A 14527-nucleotide genomic window follows, 5' to 3' on the forward strand; every position below is an offset into this window, starting at 1 on the left:
GACAGATCATGGCTTTTTTTAAAAATTTGTTTGTAAAAACTCCAAAGACAATAAAAACAGGAGTACATTGTCCGGCAATTTTTATTCCAGGGAGCTCTGCAGGTAAAAATCGCTTTGATTTAACCTTTAAAATGATGAATATAAATCCCAAGAATGTTCTTAAACTTGTTGTAAATTCTAATAAAGTTATCTCAACAACGGGAGTTTTCAAAGGCTATGTAGTTATAGCCTTTGAAAATAATCGTGATGGCTATGAAAATATTAAAGAACAAGCTCAATTATTAGACGCAGCATTTGCATATCTAGTTTCACGTTTCGACTTTGAAGAATTTAATGCAGTAGGTCACTCTAATGGCGGACTAAACTGGACTATTTTCTTAGAAAAATATTTTGGAAACTATGACAAGACAATTCTTAATTTGGTTACAATTGGTACTCCTTTCAATCTTGATAGAAAAGATGGAAAGAAAACACCAATGCTTATTGATCTGATAAGAGAAAAGAATAGTATTCCTAGAAATCTTAAGGTCCATGCAATAGCGGGTTTAGATGATGGGATAGTTGCTAATAGAAGTGCTTGGGCTAGTAAAGATATTTTCTATAAGACGGTAGCAGATTTTACTGAACTAAACGTTTCAGGTCTTACAAGCTATCACTCAGCTTTACCTCAAAATCAATTGATAGTTGATTCATTAACTTCAATTTTAAGAATACCTCAGTAAGAGGTATTTTTTGTAAAAAATAATATGGCTTTACATCTTAATCTAATACAAACATGTGATTATATAATATAAATCGGAGGAATATTATGAACAATAGATTTTTAGTCCCTGTCTTGACCCTAGGAACAATAGTTCTTCTTGTGTTTGCATTTTTTACTTTTTATCAAAATAAGAATGAAATTGTTGACCGTATAAATCCGTTAATGAAAATGACCTATGGATATGCTACACTTCCACCAGAAGTAACCTATAATGGTGGGAAGGCTTACGTAGAAAAGTCTAATCAAATACAAGTTCCAGATGATTATGTAGAACCTGTCTATGATAAGGCTGGGAAGAAACCTCTTACTTTGACTTTTTCGGGAGGACAATCACCGGAAGGACAAAACTATGGTAAGTTAGAACATAAAGGTACTTATGTGAAATATTTGGAGTTTGTATCTTGGGATGACATACCTAAAGATTTACAAAAAGTTATGAATAAGGAATATAAAAAGTAATATCTTGGACAAAATAGACATAGTAAGTTAAACTTGAGCCTACAATATTATTAGTAATTAATTAATTGATAGATGTTGTAAATAAATTTCAAAGGTGGTAAAAATGAAATTTTTACGTGAATGGGGTATATTTGTACTTGTTTTAGCCCTATATTTTCTGTCTCGAGCCTTTTTATGGTCACCTGTTGTAGTATCAGGACCTTCTATGGATCCTACTTTGACAGATGGTCAACGTTTAATTCTCCTTAAAACGGAAAGATTAGATCGTTTCGATATAGTAGTTGCAGAAGAAACTAATAATAACGGCGATAAAAAAGATATAATCAAGAGAATTGTTGGATTACCAGGGGACAAAATTTCTTATAAAGATGATACTTTGACTATTAACGGTCAAAAATATGATGAACCGTATTTAGATGATTACAAACAGAAACTTAAGACAGAGAAGCTGCAAAAAGAGTATTCATTTAATAGTGAATTTCAAGAGTGGGCAAGAGAAACAAAGTATTTTACCCTGGATAAAGATTTTAACTCAAAATTTGAAGTGACTGTACCTCAAGGACAATATTATTTACTTGGAGATAATCGATTAATCTCGGAAGATAGCCGGAGACTAGGTTCGATTGAGAAAAAAGATATTTTAGGTAAAGTAAAATTTAGAGTATGGCCATTTAAGTCAATTGGGACAGTAAATTAACTTAAACAACTTTAGACCTAAAAATTTTTAGATTGACAGGTATGTAGATTACTTATATAATTTACATTAATAAGAGCGAAGAAAAGTAGCATTTGGAATGATTTCAGAGAATTGGCGGGTAGTGCGAGTCAATATCATAAAAAGTGTGAATGGGCTTTGCTTAAAAATAATGATTTGAAAAAATAAAAATCACGGAAGTCACCGATATCAGACAATTGTTTTTAGACAATTAGAGGGAATAGATATATTCCGAATTGTGGTGGTACCGTGTCGTGAGACGCCCGCATATAGATTATTAATCTATATGCGTTTTTTTATTTTTTTGAATCGAAGAACTTAATTATTATTTAATATGAGGAGAAGAAGATGACATCAAAAGAAATTATTTTAACAGGTGATAGACCAACAGGTAAACTTCATATTGGTCATTATGTAGGTTCATTACGTAATCGAGTGCTTTTACAAAATCAGGGGAAATATGATTTATTTGTTTTTCTAGCTGATCAACAAGCATTGACAGACCATGCAAAAGAGCCTCAAAAGATTATTGAAAGTGTTGGGGAAGTGGCACTTGATTATTTGGCAGCAGGTCTTGATCCTTCTAAATCAACTATCTTTATTCAAAGCCAAATTCCAGAACTTGCTGAGCTTTCAATGTACTTTATGAACTTAGTTAGTCTTGCACGTTTGGAACGTAATCCAACAGTAAAAACGGAAATTTCTCAAAAGGGATTTGGAGAAAGTATTCCTGCAGGTTTCTTGGTTTATCCAGTATCTCAAGCAGCAGACATTACTGCTTTTAAGGCTAATCTTGTTCCAGTTGGTAATGACCAAAAGCCAATGATTGAACAGACTCGCGAGATTGTTCGTTCATTCAACAACGCTTATAATACTGATGTATTAGTTGAACCAGAAGGAATTTATCCTGATAATGAAGCTGCAGGACGTCTACCTGGGCTTGATGGTAACGCTAAAATGTCTAAATCATTAAATAATGGTATTTACCTATCAGATGACATTGACACGCTTCAGAAGAAAGTTATGAGTATGTATACTGATCCTAATCATATTCGTGTTGAAGATCCAGGACAAGTTGAAGGTAATATGGTATTCCATTATCTAGATGTATTCGGAAATGCTGATGACGCTCAAAAAATTGCTGATATGAAAGAACAATATTCAGCTGGTGGTCTTGGGGATGTTAAAACTAAGCGTTATTTACTAGAAGTTCTAGATCGTGAGTTAGGACCAATCCGTGAACGTCGCTTAGAGTATGCTAAAGATATGGGACAAGTTTACCAAATGCTTAAAGATGGTAGTGAAAAAGCCCAAGCAGTCGCTGCTAATACGCTTGATGAAGTAAAAGATGCAATGGGATTAAATTATTTTAAATAATGATAATCATAAAATTTTCATTTAGAATTTGAAATAGTATACCCATATAGCTCTAATCTATTGATTAGGGCTATTTATGTATCTTAATGTTAAACAAAATAATTAAAAATATTAAATATTTTTATATACAATATCTTTACTTATTGTTTGTTTGTGATACTATATACATAATATATTTTTGCAGAAATAACTAAAGGATATAAAATGAATTACTCGAAAAAAATCAACGCTTATGTTTTACCATTAATTGCAACAAATATTATACAAATTATTATTGGGCAATTATCTTTACATTTTGCTGTATCAGGTTCTAGCACAGCACTTTCAGGCATTACAATTATTCAAAATCTATTATTTGCTTTTGGAGGAATATTAGGTGCCTTCAGTCTTTCATTCAATATTAAAGGTTCAAGGGCACATAATATGGAAGATAGGGATAGATTTTATGACTTATTGAAATCATCTTTAATAATTGATTTAATAATTGGATTTATTTTTATTGTTTTTTCAATTTTTTTTGGAAGTATTTTTTTAGAAAAATTCTATTCTTTTGATGGAGTACTTCTTGAAGAAAGTAAAAATTATTTGTTAATAATGTCACCTTATATTCTATTAACATTGCTTAGCTTTTTGTTTACTAATCTCTTGAAAGTTGAACAAAAGACAAAGCCTATATTTTGGATTGGCTTTGTAAGTTCAATAATTGACGTGCTTTTAAATTATCTATTAGTACCTAGATTAGGAATCAAGGGGGCGGCCCTATCAGCAATTATATCTTTACTATTAATTATCATTTCTTATTTTTCATTGATTTATCCTCTTGTATTTATGTCAATAAAAATAAAATCGACTTGTAAAAGAGAGCTAATTAAATTTGGTATACCTTTGACTATACAGGAAGTATTAGAAAGTGTCTTATTTATCATGATATTTGATGCTTTAATGGGAAGACAAGGACTTGTTGCACTTAGTTCTTATGCTGTAATTAGTCAGTTATTCGGTATGGCTAAAATTCCTGCGTTTACTTATGCAGGAGCAGTTTCTATTTTTCTACCTGAGGCAGAGAAAGGTAATAATACTAGTGAATTTATGAGGACTATATATAGAAATTCATTGTTGGTTTCTTCTTTGTTCTCAGTATTGGCAATTTTATCTGCTAACAAATTTAGTCAATTTTTAGCACAAGATATAAAACAAAATTTAATACCTGTAGCTATTTATACTTTTATTATCATGGGAGCAACACCTTTGTATGAAACTTCAAAAATGTATCTTCAATGTGATGGACATGAGAATTTAGTTGTTAAATACACTAGTATTGTAAACATATTGGGAATTATTATCTTACTTTTAATCCAGTTATTAGGCTTTCAAAGTTATTATTCACTATATGCTATCTTTGGATTAACACTGTTTATACTTACATGTATTTTCATGAGAAAAATTAATTTAAATACAATAAAATTGAATTAAGGCAGATTATATAGATTTGCTTTTTTTTATTTAAGATTTTATTAACAATTTATGATAGAATAAAACTCCACAATTTAAGAAAAGAGGTGATTACCAATGAACAATTCTCAAGAGCTTAATCTTAGAGAAATTTCGAACTTTGCAGCAGATATTCATTCGAATTTTAATGAAGGTCATGATTTTGAACATATCCAGAGGGTAGTGGAATTAGCTAAAGAACTTTTGCTAGATTATCCACAGGCAGACGAATTTTTAGTTTTAGCAGCATGCTATCTTCATGATACTTATGATGAGAAGTTATTTGATGATAGTATCAAACAAAAAGAAGCTGTAAAAGAATTTCTAAAGTCTTTAGAGCTTGATGAGGATATTATTATCCAAATATTTTCTATTATTGATAATATGAGTTTTGCAGCAAGTCTGGATGGTAAAGCACCTCTTGATCTTAACGGACAAATAGTACAAGATGCTGATAGGATTGATAGCCTTGGACCAATAGCTGTTACACGTGCTCTACAATTCGGTTGGTATCATAATATTCCCCTTTATAATCCAGAGGAAGTAGCTCAGATTTTTACGTCCAAGGAGGACTATCGTAAGGCAGATAGTAGCACCATAACTCATTTTAAGGAAAGATTATTTCTTTTAAAGGATATGCTTAATACAAAACAGGCTCAGGATATGTGTTTTGAGCGTGATAAATTTATTCGTGATTTTGTGGCAGCTATTGAAGCAGAATGGGTTATGGATAATCCTGCCTTATTAAATGATGAGAAATTAGTAATAATAAGAGATTTTGCCTATAATACTCATTCGGAAAATAATGATGGTCATGATTTTAATCATATTAGACGAGTAGCTGGTTTAGCTCAAAAAATTCTAGAAACTTATTCACATGTGGATAAGTTTACAGTCCTAGCTACGGTTTATCTACATGATTGTTATGATCAAAAGCTTTTTGTGGATAGTTTGGAACAAAAAGTTAAGGTAATCAACTTTCTTTCAAAACTAGAAATTGAACAAGATGTAATTGATAAGATAATTTATATTATCGACAATATGAGTTTCTCTGCTAATATGGATGGTCAAAAGGAATTGGATTTAGTTGGACAAATCGTTCAGGATGCGGACCGTCTTGATAGTATGGGTGCTATTGCAATAAATAGAGCACTTGAATATGGATGGTCACATAGTCGTAAATTGTATGATCCTAGTATTAAGCCTCGTCATGATTTATCAAAGGATGAATATCGTAATTCAGAAGGAACCACAATAAATCATTTTTATGAAAAACTATTTTTATTAAGTGATAAGCTGAATACTGAAGAAGCGCGTGAACTTGCAAAAGGTCGTGATCAGATAATGCATGATTTTGTCACAGGAATTGAAAGAGATTGGATTGAAGTTAGCTAAATATAGTCACTTAAAAATAGATTAATACATCGTTGTGATTTATACTAATAAGCTTGCTTATTAAAGTATAATCGACATCGTAACATAGTATAGTGACTCATCTCGATGAACGCTAGTTCTATCATCAATTCGTCGCCACTAGAACTAATTGCTTCAGCAATTTAAGTTCTATGGACATCGTAGCGAAGCGAATGGCCTTGTCTTGCGACTTACACTAATAAGCTTGCTTATTTAAGTGTAATCGACAGCGTAGTAAAACGAAGATATTTCTATTTTAATCAACTATAAAAGGTGTGGAAAATCCACACCTTTTTCGTTTATTATAAATTAAAGATTCTATACATAGAGGTATACAGAGAACCACATAAGCATTGCTGCTGCCATAACGAATAGGTGCCAAACAACGTGGTTGAAGGGAAACTTGACTGTGTAGAAGAAGGCTCCACTTGTGTAGACGACACCACCAGCTACTAGGAGCCAGAAGGCTGTAGGATTTAGGGTGTTCCAAAGTGGGACGATCATTCCGACACATAGCCAGCCCATAATAATATAGATGACTGTTGAAATTTTTGGTACGCTGTCCATTTTCGGTAAGACGATGCTTTTGTAGACGATACCTGCAATGGCAAGAAGCCAAATAGCTACCATCATTGAAATTCCGAGCCACCCACCGACTGTCACTAGGCAATAGGGGGTATAAGTACCCGCAATCAAGAGATAGATTGATGAGTGGTCAAATACTTGGAATACCTTGTTTGCCTTGGTAAAAATTAGGCTGTGGAAAAGTGTTGAAAAGAGGAATAAAAGAGTAAGACACGCTCCGTAGATAGTGAAGGATACGGTAGCTAAAGGTCCCATATGAGCGCCTTTGATGATTAAAAGCACTAGTCCAGCAACTGCTAAACCAAAACCGATACCGTGAGTTACCGCATTAAACACTTCATTAGTTATTCTGTAAGCTCTACTTTCTTGCATTTTATGCCTCCTAATTTAATACTTTATCCTATTCTACTACTTTTTTGTAGAATTAACAGCTTTAGTATATAATTGAAGCAAAAGTTAGGGGGAGAGTATGAGGAAAATTTATTTACAATTTAAAAATCAACTAGCAAAACTTGCTGATACTTATGAAAATATAAATTTATCTTTAAGACGCTCACGCCTAAAGAAAAAACTGAATTTAAATGGCCAAGGCGATTTGCAAATCTTTGCTCACCGAGGAAGCAAGTCGAATCGACCAGAAAATACACTTGCAGCCTTTGAAGAAGCAGTTAGGGTTGGAGCAGACGGGATAGAACTTGATGTTCATCTGACAAGAGACGGGGAAATTGTTGTTATCCATGATGAGTCAATTAATAGAACCAGTAATGGACATGGTTTTGTCAGAAATTTAACCTTAAGTGAAATTCAAAAATTTGATGCAGGGTCATGGTTTGACAAAAAGTATAAAAATGAAAAAATTCCATCCTTGAAAGAAGTTCTGGAACTTTTGAAAGAGTTAGATTTCAAAGGTATATTGAATATTGAGATAAAGACAGATAAATATTACTATCCAGGAATTGAAGAAAAAGTATCAGAATTGATGCTTAAGAAAAATTATCCTTTTTCTCATATATATTGCTCATTTAATTATAAAAGTCTTGAACTATTACATGATTTAGAGCCAGACACAGAGCTAGCATATCTAGCCAAGAATGAAAAAGATAGAATTATTAGAGGCTTAGACTCACCATTTGCAAATACCATCCATCCTAGAGTTGATTGGTTATATAAAAATATAGATAAGCTTGATAAATCTGAAAAGTTCTTTAGGATTTGGACTATAAATAGTGATTTAGATATTAAAATTGCACTTTCTAGTCTGAATGTTTTAGGAATAATGACAGATTATCCAGAACGTGCTGTGAAGATTAGAAATGAATACAAAAAAGAGAGTTGATTTTAACTCTCTTTATCATTTTCTTCACTTTTTCGTGCTTGTCCTAGATCGGTCATCAAACTTGACCATGAATCCATTTGATCTAAGAATTTCTTAGGCTTGAGATGTATTCCAACATATTCCTCATATAATTCGTCAATAAAGAGACGGATTTTCTTTTTCAAGTCATCTTTTAATGAAATGTTTTGTATCTTATTTAAATCAACGTGCATAAAGAGATTTGCAAAATATATGACATTTGGATCCAAATGGCTACGTCGTTCATCTTCATTGAAGTGATTAATACAGAGGCAGCCATTGTATTTGAAGGAGTAGTCCATTGGCAAGTCGGTTCTATGACAAAAGACACACTGTGAAAAGTCAATACTAGAACCAAAGTGCCCCATAATCTGCAATTCAAAAATATTTGTTATTACTTCCCTATCAAATCTCGAGTCAATTAACTCTAAACTCTTTGTTAGAAATTCAAACAAGGGAACATCTTTAATGTTATCTGATATGGATGCATCAGCGAGGGCCACTAAGTAAGCAGCATGGGCATTGAGGAAAATATCTTCATTAATATTTTTGAAAATCCTTACTTCGCTAATATCGTTAATGAATGAAAAACCAGTATCATTTATTTGAAAGATCATATTTGCAGAAGTTAGTGGCTGAATTCCAAAATTTAAACGAGACTTAGACGGATTTTTTAGGAAAAACATTCTTTTGCCATGCTCCTTGGTAAAGATTTTTACCAATTTGTCCTGTTCCTTGTAATTTTGAGAGTAGAGGACAAGAGCATTTGATTCCATTTGAGGCATAGTTAACCTTACTTATTTTCTTCCATATATTCTTTTAGACGAGTCATAGCTGTCTCAATCGTTTCCATACTAGCAGCATAGCTAAGACGTACATAACCTTCACCTAGTTCACCAAAAGCACTTCCCGGTATAAAAGCTACTTGTTTCTTTTGAGCAAAATCTAGTAAGAATTTAAATGAATTTTGTTCATACCCAGCTGGTATTTTAGCAAAAATGTAGAAGGCTCCATCAGGTTTGATAATCTCAAAACCAAGTGCAGTCATTTTTTCTACAATATAATCACGACGCTTGATGTATTCAACCTTCATAGGATAAGCATCATTTTTTCCTGCGGTTAAAGCTTCGATTGCTGCAAATTGCGCGTTAGTAGTAGCAGCAGTAACCAAATATTGATGCGTCTTGATAAGTTGGGCAGTGATAGCTTCAGTTGCTAGGATGAATCCAATACGCCAACCAGTCATAGCATGTGATTTTGAAAGTCCATTAATAACAATTGTTTGCTCAGAAATAAATTCAGCAATCGATACATGTTCTTCACCAGTGTAGTTCAGTTCAGAATAAATCTCATCACTGATAACAAAGACTTCATATTTTTTAAGAACCTCAGCAAATTCCTTAATCTGTTCTCTAGAATAAGTCACACCCGTTGGATTAGATGGGTAGTTTAGAATAATAGCCTTAACACTTTCACCACCATCAATTAGTGATTGTTCTAGTGTCTCAGGTGTTAGGATAAAATTATTTGGTGTAGTATCAATGGTAATAACCTCGCCACCAGCCAAAGTAATAATAGGTTCATAACCTGGATAGTTAGGAGCAGGAATAAGTACCTTATCACCTTCAACAAGAATTGAAAGAAGACTTGCTGAAATAGCCTCAGTAGCACCTACGGTGACCAAAATTTCATTGTCAGGATTATAAGATAAATTATATTTTTCTTTCATAAACTCACTGACAGCCTGACGAAGTGGAAGTAAACCACTCATACCTGTGTAGTGACTTTGATTATCAGCAATTGCAGCAATACCTGCAGCTTTAACTTCTTCTGGTGTATTAAAATCAGGTTCTCCAAGTGTTAATTTAATAATATTTGGAATCTTAGAAACCTCTTGGTCAAATTGTCTAATTTCAGAAACAGCAATTTTATTAATATTTTGATTAAAACGGTGTGATAAATCCATGTTATCCTCCTAGATTATATAATGCTTAGCAATGATTTTATCAGTATTTTCAGAATTATTCAATGCTAATTAGTAGACAACAAAAAAACTTCAACAATTGCTGAAGTTTTATAAGATAGTCCGTACGGGATTCGAACCCGTGTTACCGCCGTGAAAAGGCGGTGTCTTAACCCCTTGACCAACGGACCAGGGTAAATATATAGTAGTTTAAAATAGATTAATACTTCGTTGTATTATTTCTATTCAAATCAACTACGATTGTAGTTGTGTATAAATCATTAAGATTTAATAGTCCGTACGGGATTCGAACCCGTGTTACCGCCGTGAAAAGGCGGTGTCTTAACCCCTTGACCAACGGACCAAAAACACTACTTGAATAGTATACCCCGATACCCTCTACTTTGTCAACAACTTTTTAGAAATTTTTTGTATTTTTTTAAAAAAAGGTTTATAATGACTTTGTCTGCTCTGCTTTTTTATTTTTAAGCAATTTTGCAAGCGTATTCAAGTTCTTGAAAATTTTAAAATTTAATGGTATTATATACACAGATAAAGGTACTGGAATGTGCGAATCAGCTCATCTTTTTTGACCGACTAAATCGTATTGCTTTGGGATTCGAAGACATCTTACAGCGTGCATACCGAACATCCGGGAGCTAGTCTTAGTAAGAGCGAGAAGCCCACCTTGTCTATTAGGCGGGTTCAATACACGAGTTGGTATACGGCATTCAATCAGTACTTTATTTTTTTGAAAAAATATATTGAAATTTATAACTTAAGTGCTATAATATTCAAGTAAGCTTATTAAAGCTTTAACAAGCCTTCTTAGCTCAGTTGGCAGAGCAGTGGACTCTTAATCCATGGGTCGTAGGTTCAAATCCTACAGGGGGCACTAAGTAGACCTTCTATGAATCCTTTCATAGAAGGCTTTTTTATTGTTTTAAATGTGAGTTGTCACACTTTTTGTTCTAGTGAATTCTGAATTCCAAATGATATTGTATATTTGTTGTATGCTATAATGAGTTATGAAAAATGGGATATTGAAGAATCTATGCTATACAGAGCTTGTATATGCTAGGATTAATAAAAAACTAGGATTTAACATTGATAACATAGCAATTGAAAATTTAATTCTTTCACTAATCTCTGATGATAGTAGTGTTATTGAGAAAATAGCAAAGAATTATTATGTTAAAAATTATTCAGAAAACATTAGTGCTACTATTAATTCTTATACCTATAGAGTAATAACAGTTAATAGATTTTAAATTGCAAACCATATGTCCGACTTAGGGCATTTATTTTATATATTAAAAGGAAGATTTATGAAATACAAAACTTTACTATTTGATCTAGATGATACGATTTTAGATTTTGGCGCTGCTGAAGATTACGCTCTAGCTAAGCTATTTGAAGATATGGGTGTTGAGTTAACAGATGATATTAAAGACTATTACTTAAAGATAAATAAGCAAGCTTGGAAGGATTATGAAGACGGTAAGATAAGCCGTCAAGAAGTAACAAATACTCGTTTTTCTAATTTATTTTCTACATTAGGTATTGAGGTTGATGGTCCAAAAATGGATAATAAGTATCGCTCTCATTTAGCAGAAAACCCTCAATTTTTAGGGAAAAGTCTTGAAGTGCTAGAAAAGTTGTCGCAAGATGATTATAAAATGTATATTTTGACTAATGGAGTATCTGTCACTCAACATAAGAGACTAAAGGATGCTGATTTATATCGTTTTTTTGAAGATGTTATTGTGTCAGAGGAGACCGGGTATCAAAAACCAATGGTAGAATTTTTTAACTGTGCTTTTGAAAGGATAGAAAATTTTAATCCTGATACGACTTTAATGATAGGCGACACATTATCCTCTGACATTAAAGGTGGTAATAATGCAGGAGTTGATACACTGTGGCTTAATAATAAAGATGCTGAAAACTTAACCGATGCCGTTCCTACATATGAGATAAATGATATAGAAAAAATATATGAAATTTTAAAATAGCTTTCAAGTCCTTGCTTAATAGTAGGGGCTTTTATTAACCTTATTTTTACAAATATTTAATAAAGAATTTACACACAAATAAGTTTTAAATCTTTATACTATAAATATGTGAAATCACAAACATCATACTTGAAGTTCTTACTTTAAGTTAAAGGTGTTTTTAAGTGTTCTTTTTGTGAAAATCACATGCAAAGGAAGCGTTTTCATGATATAATTTTTGATGTTGGAAAATTTATTGGAGGATTTATATAATGCATAAAGGTAAAAAGATTATTGCGCACAGGGGATTACCAGTATTAGCACCTGAAAACACAATGGGTGGTTTTAAGCTAATGGAGAAATATAATGTAGATTGGTTCGAAACCGATGTTACTTCGACTAGCGATGGGGAACTTGTAATTATTCATGATGACTATCTTGATAGAACGACAAATAAATCAGGAGAGGTTTCAAGAATGAATTATTCAGAAATCGAAGATGCAGATACAGGTTTTTGGTTTTCATCAAAATATGATGGTGAAAAACTGCCAACTATGAGAGATATTGTTGATTTTGTTAATGAAACCAAAATTAATTTGAACATTGAGCTCAAAGGTATTACAGGTCCGGAAGGTAATAAACTAGCGGATGGTCTAGTTTATAAATTAAAAGACCTATTAGATCAAATTGATCCTAGCGTTGAAATTATTATTTCTAGTTTCAATTCGATAATGTTAGCTAAGATGCACAATATTGCTCCTGAATATGAATATGCTATTCTTTTTGAGCAACATACTTTGTATCCCGATTGGCAATTAATTGCTGATGCATGTGGAGCAAAGACAGTTCACTTAGAGAGTGAAAGGTTAACATATGATATGATTTCAGAAATCAAAAAACGGGGCTATAACGTTAATGTATGGACGGTTAATGATCATGGAAGAGCAAATGAACTTTTCAACTGGGGAGTTGATGGAATTTTTACAGATGTAGCAGATACATTTGTTGGAGAGAAAGGGGAATAAGATGAGTTTTAGTCAAACGATAATGAATAAGATAGGCTTTAAAGATAAGAAAAAATTTCTAGGTTTTCTAACAGTTGTGAGTTCTGGACAGATTATTTATTCGGCATTTGAAGCATTCAAAGGTACATTTTATAATACATTGCTGGAAGTTTTCAATTTAAGTAATGCACAGTTAGGTACAATTCTTGGCGCACTAGGAATATCAACATTTCTATATATACCTGGTGGATGGATAAATAATAGATTCTCTACTAGATCATTATTGATTACGGGTATGCTAGTAAGATTTTTAACTATAAACTATATGTTACTTTTCACTCCAGGATTTGAGCAATTAAAATTCATTGCTATGATTTGGGGTGTAGTAGATGCGTTCTTTTGGCCTGCAGTTCTTAACGGAGTAATACTGACAACAAACGAAAGCAATAGATCTATAGGTTTTGGTTTACTAGAGTCGGTTCGTAGAGCATTGGAAGTTTTAATGAATTTCATTCTTGTAACTGTTATGTCAGTTGCTGGAGGTTTGGCAATATTTAAAGGTGGTATGTTTGTTTATAACTTACTATTGATACCTCTATGCTTCTTAGTAATGAAATATATTCCTAAAAATGGTATTTCAGCTGAACATGAGGGAGAGGGAGCAAAAGCCGCAGATGCATTAAAAGGACTGATTGCAGTTATGCTTAAACCAAAAGTTTGGCTAGCCTCACTTTCTGCATTGACTGTATACTGGTGCTACATCATACTTATATATACTGTGCCATATCTTCAAGCTGTTTATAAAATTAATTCATCACAAGCTGCATTATTTGGTATTTTTAATACGGGGGTTATGGGAATCATATGTGGTGTATTAGCAGGTTATATAGCATCAAAAGTTCTTAAATCATCATCATTATTAATGGGACTAGCTCTACTTGTCACTGCTGCATCACTTGGTTTAACTTTAATAGTTCCAAAAACGAAAGAAGCACTTCTTCCAGCTGTAATAGTATTATTCCTATTTTCATTTTCAATTTTCTTAGCAAAAAGTATCATTTTAGCTCCTGTTGCAGAACTTGATATAGATTCTAGGTATTCAGGATCAGCTATGAGTGTAGGATCATTCTTAGCGTATGCACCGGTTCTCCTTGTCTATTCAATGAATGGTCGTATTATAGATAATAATCTATCAGATCCAGTAGCTGCATATAAAACTATCTTTTTAATTGGAGTAGGAGTTGCATTATTTGGTGCATTCTGTTCATTTGTTTTAGTGGCCTTAAGTAAGAAAAGTAAAGCTGCATAGTTAAAACAATATAATAATAACTAAGGGTTGCTGAAAAGCAGCCTTTTTCATCAAGTAAATTTACTATTTGCTTATAAACCACTATTTTTGAGAAATTTTG

The 14527-nt window shown here is 32.5% G+C and carries 14 protein-coding genes, 3 tRNA genes, 1 pseudogene and 1 other annotated feature; of the genes and pseudogenes, 13 read left to right on the forward strand and 5 right to left on the reverse strand.

Annotated features, from left to right (window positions below):
- Nucleotides 1-8: 8 nt before the first annotated feature.
- The 7 genes and pseudogenes from BG261_RS08445 to BG261_RS11765 all read left to right on the forward strand — a co-directional run bounded on the left by BG261_RS08445 (nucleotide 9) and on the right by BG261_RS11765 (nucleotide 6200).
- Entirely contained in the window at nucleotides 9-722 is a 714-nt protein-coding gene (locus BG261_RS08445; RefSeq protein ID WP_070792893.1) for an alpha/beta hydrolase, read from the forward strand.
- An 86-nt stretch (nucleotides 723-808) separates the two neighbouring features.
- Entirely contained in the window at nucleotides 809-1222 is a 414-nt protein-coding gene (locus tag BG261_RS08450; RefSeq protein WP_070792894.1) for a YxeA family protein, read from the forward strand.
- A gap of 103 nt (nucleotides 1223-1325) precedes the next feature.
- The gene (gene lepB / locus BG261_RS08455; protein WP_070792895.1) at nucleotides 1326-1919 is read left to right on the forward strand and encodes a signal peptidase I; all 594 of its coding nucleotides are present in this window, start codon (nucleotides 1326-1328) and stop codon (nucleotides 1917-1919) included.
- Nucleotides 1920-1988: 69 nt separating this feature from the next.
- Nucleotides 1989-2207, forward strand: a binding site (T-box leader).
- Between the two features lie 78 nt (nucleotides 2208-2285).
- The gene (gene trpS / locus BG261_RS08460; protein ID WP_070792896.1) at nucleotides 2286-3314 is read left to right on the forward strand and encodes a tryptophan--tRNA ligase; all 1029 of its coding nucleotides are present in this window, start codon (nucleotides 2286-2288) and stop codon (nucleotides 3312-3314) included.
- Nucleotides 3315-3518: 204 nt separating this feature from the next.
- On the forward strand, nucleotides 3519-4787 hold the full coding sequence (locus BG261_RS08465) for an MATE family efflux transporter (protein ID WP_070792897.1): 1269 nt from the start codon (nucleotides 3519-3521) through the stop codon (nucleotides 4785-4787).
- Nucleotides 4788-4883: 96 nt separating this feature from the next.
- Nucleotides 4884-5258 (forward strand): annotated as a pseudogene (locus tag BG261_RS11760) (HD domain-containing protein); the annotation flags it as partial.
- Between the two features lie 273 nt (nucleotides 5259-5531).
- Complete coding sequence (locus tag BG261_RS11765) at nucleotides 5532-6200, forward strand: HD domain-containing protein (protein WP_083318323.1); 669 nt, start codon at nucleotides 5532-5534, stop codon at nucleotides 6198-6200.
- Nucleotides 6201-6536: 336 nt separating this feature from the next.
- On the opposite strand, the gene trhA is transcribed toward BG261_RS11765, so the two are convergent.
- Nucleotides 6537-7175: a PAQR family membrane homeostasis protein TrhA gene (gene trhA, locus BG261_RS08475; protein ID WP_070792898.1), complete on the reverse strand. Its 639-nt coding sequence runs from the start codon at nucleotides 7173-7175 to the stop codon at nucleotides 6537-6539.
- A 97-nt stretch (nucleotides 7176-7272) separates the two neighbouring features.
- On the opposite strand from trhA, the gene BG261_RS08480 reads away from it, so the two are divergent.
- Complete coding sequence (locus BG261_RS08480) at nucleotides 7273-8139, forward strand: glycerophosphodiester phosphodiesterase (RefSeq protein WP_083318313.1); 867 nt, start codon at nucleotides 7273-7275, stop codon at nucleotides 8137-8139.
- A gap of 2 nt (nucleotides 8140-8141) precedes the next feature.
- On the opposite strand, the gene recO is transcribed toward BG261_RS08480, so the two are convergent.
- The 4 genes from recO to BG261_RS08500 all read right to left on the reverse strand — a co-directional run bounded on the left by recO (nucleotide 8142) and on the right by BG261_RS08500 (nucleotide 10484).
- Nucleotides 8142-8942, reverse strand: coding sequence for a DNA repair protein RecO (gene recO, locus BG261_RS08485; protein WP_070792899.1), 801 nt, complete (start codon nucleotides 8940-8942; stop codon nucleotides 8142-8144).
- Between the two features lie 8 nt (nucleotides 8943-8950).
- Nucleotides 8951-10123, reverse strand: a complete 1173-nt coding sequence (locus BG261_RS08490) for a pyridoxal phosphate-dependent aminotransferase (protein ID WP_070792900.1) — start codon at nucleotides 10121-10123, stop codon at nucleotides 8951-8953.
- Between the two features lie 116 nt (nucleotides 10124-10239).
- Nucleotides 10240-10311 (reverse strand) — tRNA-Glu (locus tag BG261_RS08495).
- A 101-nt stretch (nucleotides 10312-10412) separates the two neighbouring features.
- A tRNA-Glu gene (locus tag BG261_RS08500) sits at nucleotides 10413-10484 on the reverse strand.
- Nucleotides 10485-10942: 458 nt separating this feature from the next.
- Here BG261_RS08500 and BG261_RS08505 point away from each other — a divergent pair.
- The 5 genes from BG261_RS08505 (at nucleotide 10943) to BG261_RS08525 (ending at nucleotide 14427) form a co-directional block, all read left to right on the forward strand.
- Nucleotides 10943-11015 (forward strand) — tRNA-Lys (locus tag BG261_RS08505).
- 133 nt (nucleotides 11016-11148) lie between these two features.
- Nucleotides 11149-11391: a DUF3781 domain-containing protein gene (locus tag BG261_RS08510; protein WP_070792901.1), complete on the forward strand. Its 243-nt coding sequence runs from the start codon at nucleotides 11149-11151 to the stop codon at nucleotides 11389-11391.
- A 57-nt stretch (nucleotides 11392-11448) separates the two neighbouring features.
- Nucleotides 11449-12135 (forward strand): YjjG family noncanonical pyrimidine nucleotidase, encoded by a 687-nt coding sequence (locus BG261_RS08515; protein ID WP_070792902.1) that lies wholly within the window; start codon nucleotides 11449-11451, stop codon nucleotides 12133-12135.
- 251 nt (nucleotides 12136-12386) lie between these two features.
- Complete coding sequence (locus tag BG261_RS08520) at nucleotides 12387-13139, forward strand: glycerophosphodiester phosphodiesterase family protein (protein WP_070792903.1); 753 nt, start codon at nucleotides 12387-12389, stop codon at nucleotides 13137-13139.
- 1 nt (nucleotide 13140) lies between these two features.
- A complete protein-coding gene (locus tag BG261_RS08525; protein ID WP_070792904.1) occupies nucleotides 13141-14427 on the forward strand; it encodes an MFS transporter in 1287 nt (428 codons plus the stop codon).
- The last annotated feature ends 100 nt before the right edge of the window (nucleotides 14428-14527 follow it).

The organism is Floricoccus tropicus, assembly GCF_001832905.1.
In the GTDB taxonomy this organism is placed as follows: domain Bacteria; phylum Bacillota; class Bacilli; order Lactobacillales; family Streptococcaceae; genus Floricoccus; species Floricoccus tropicus.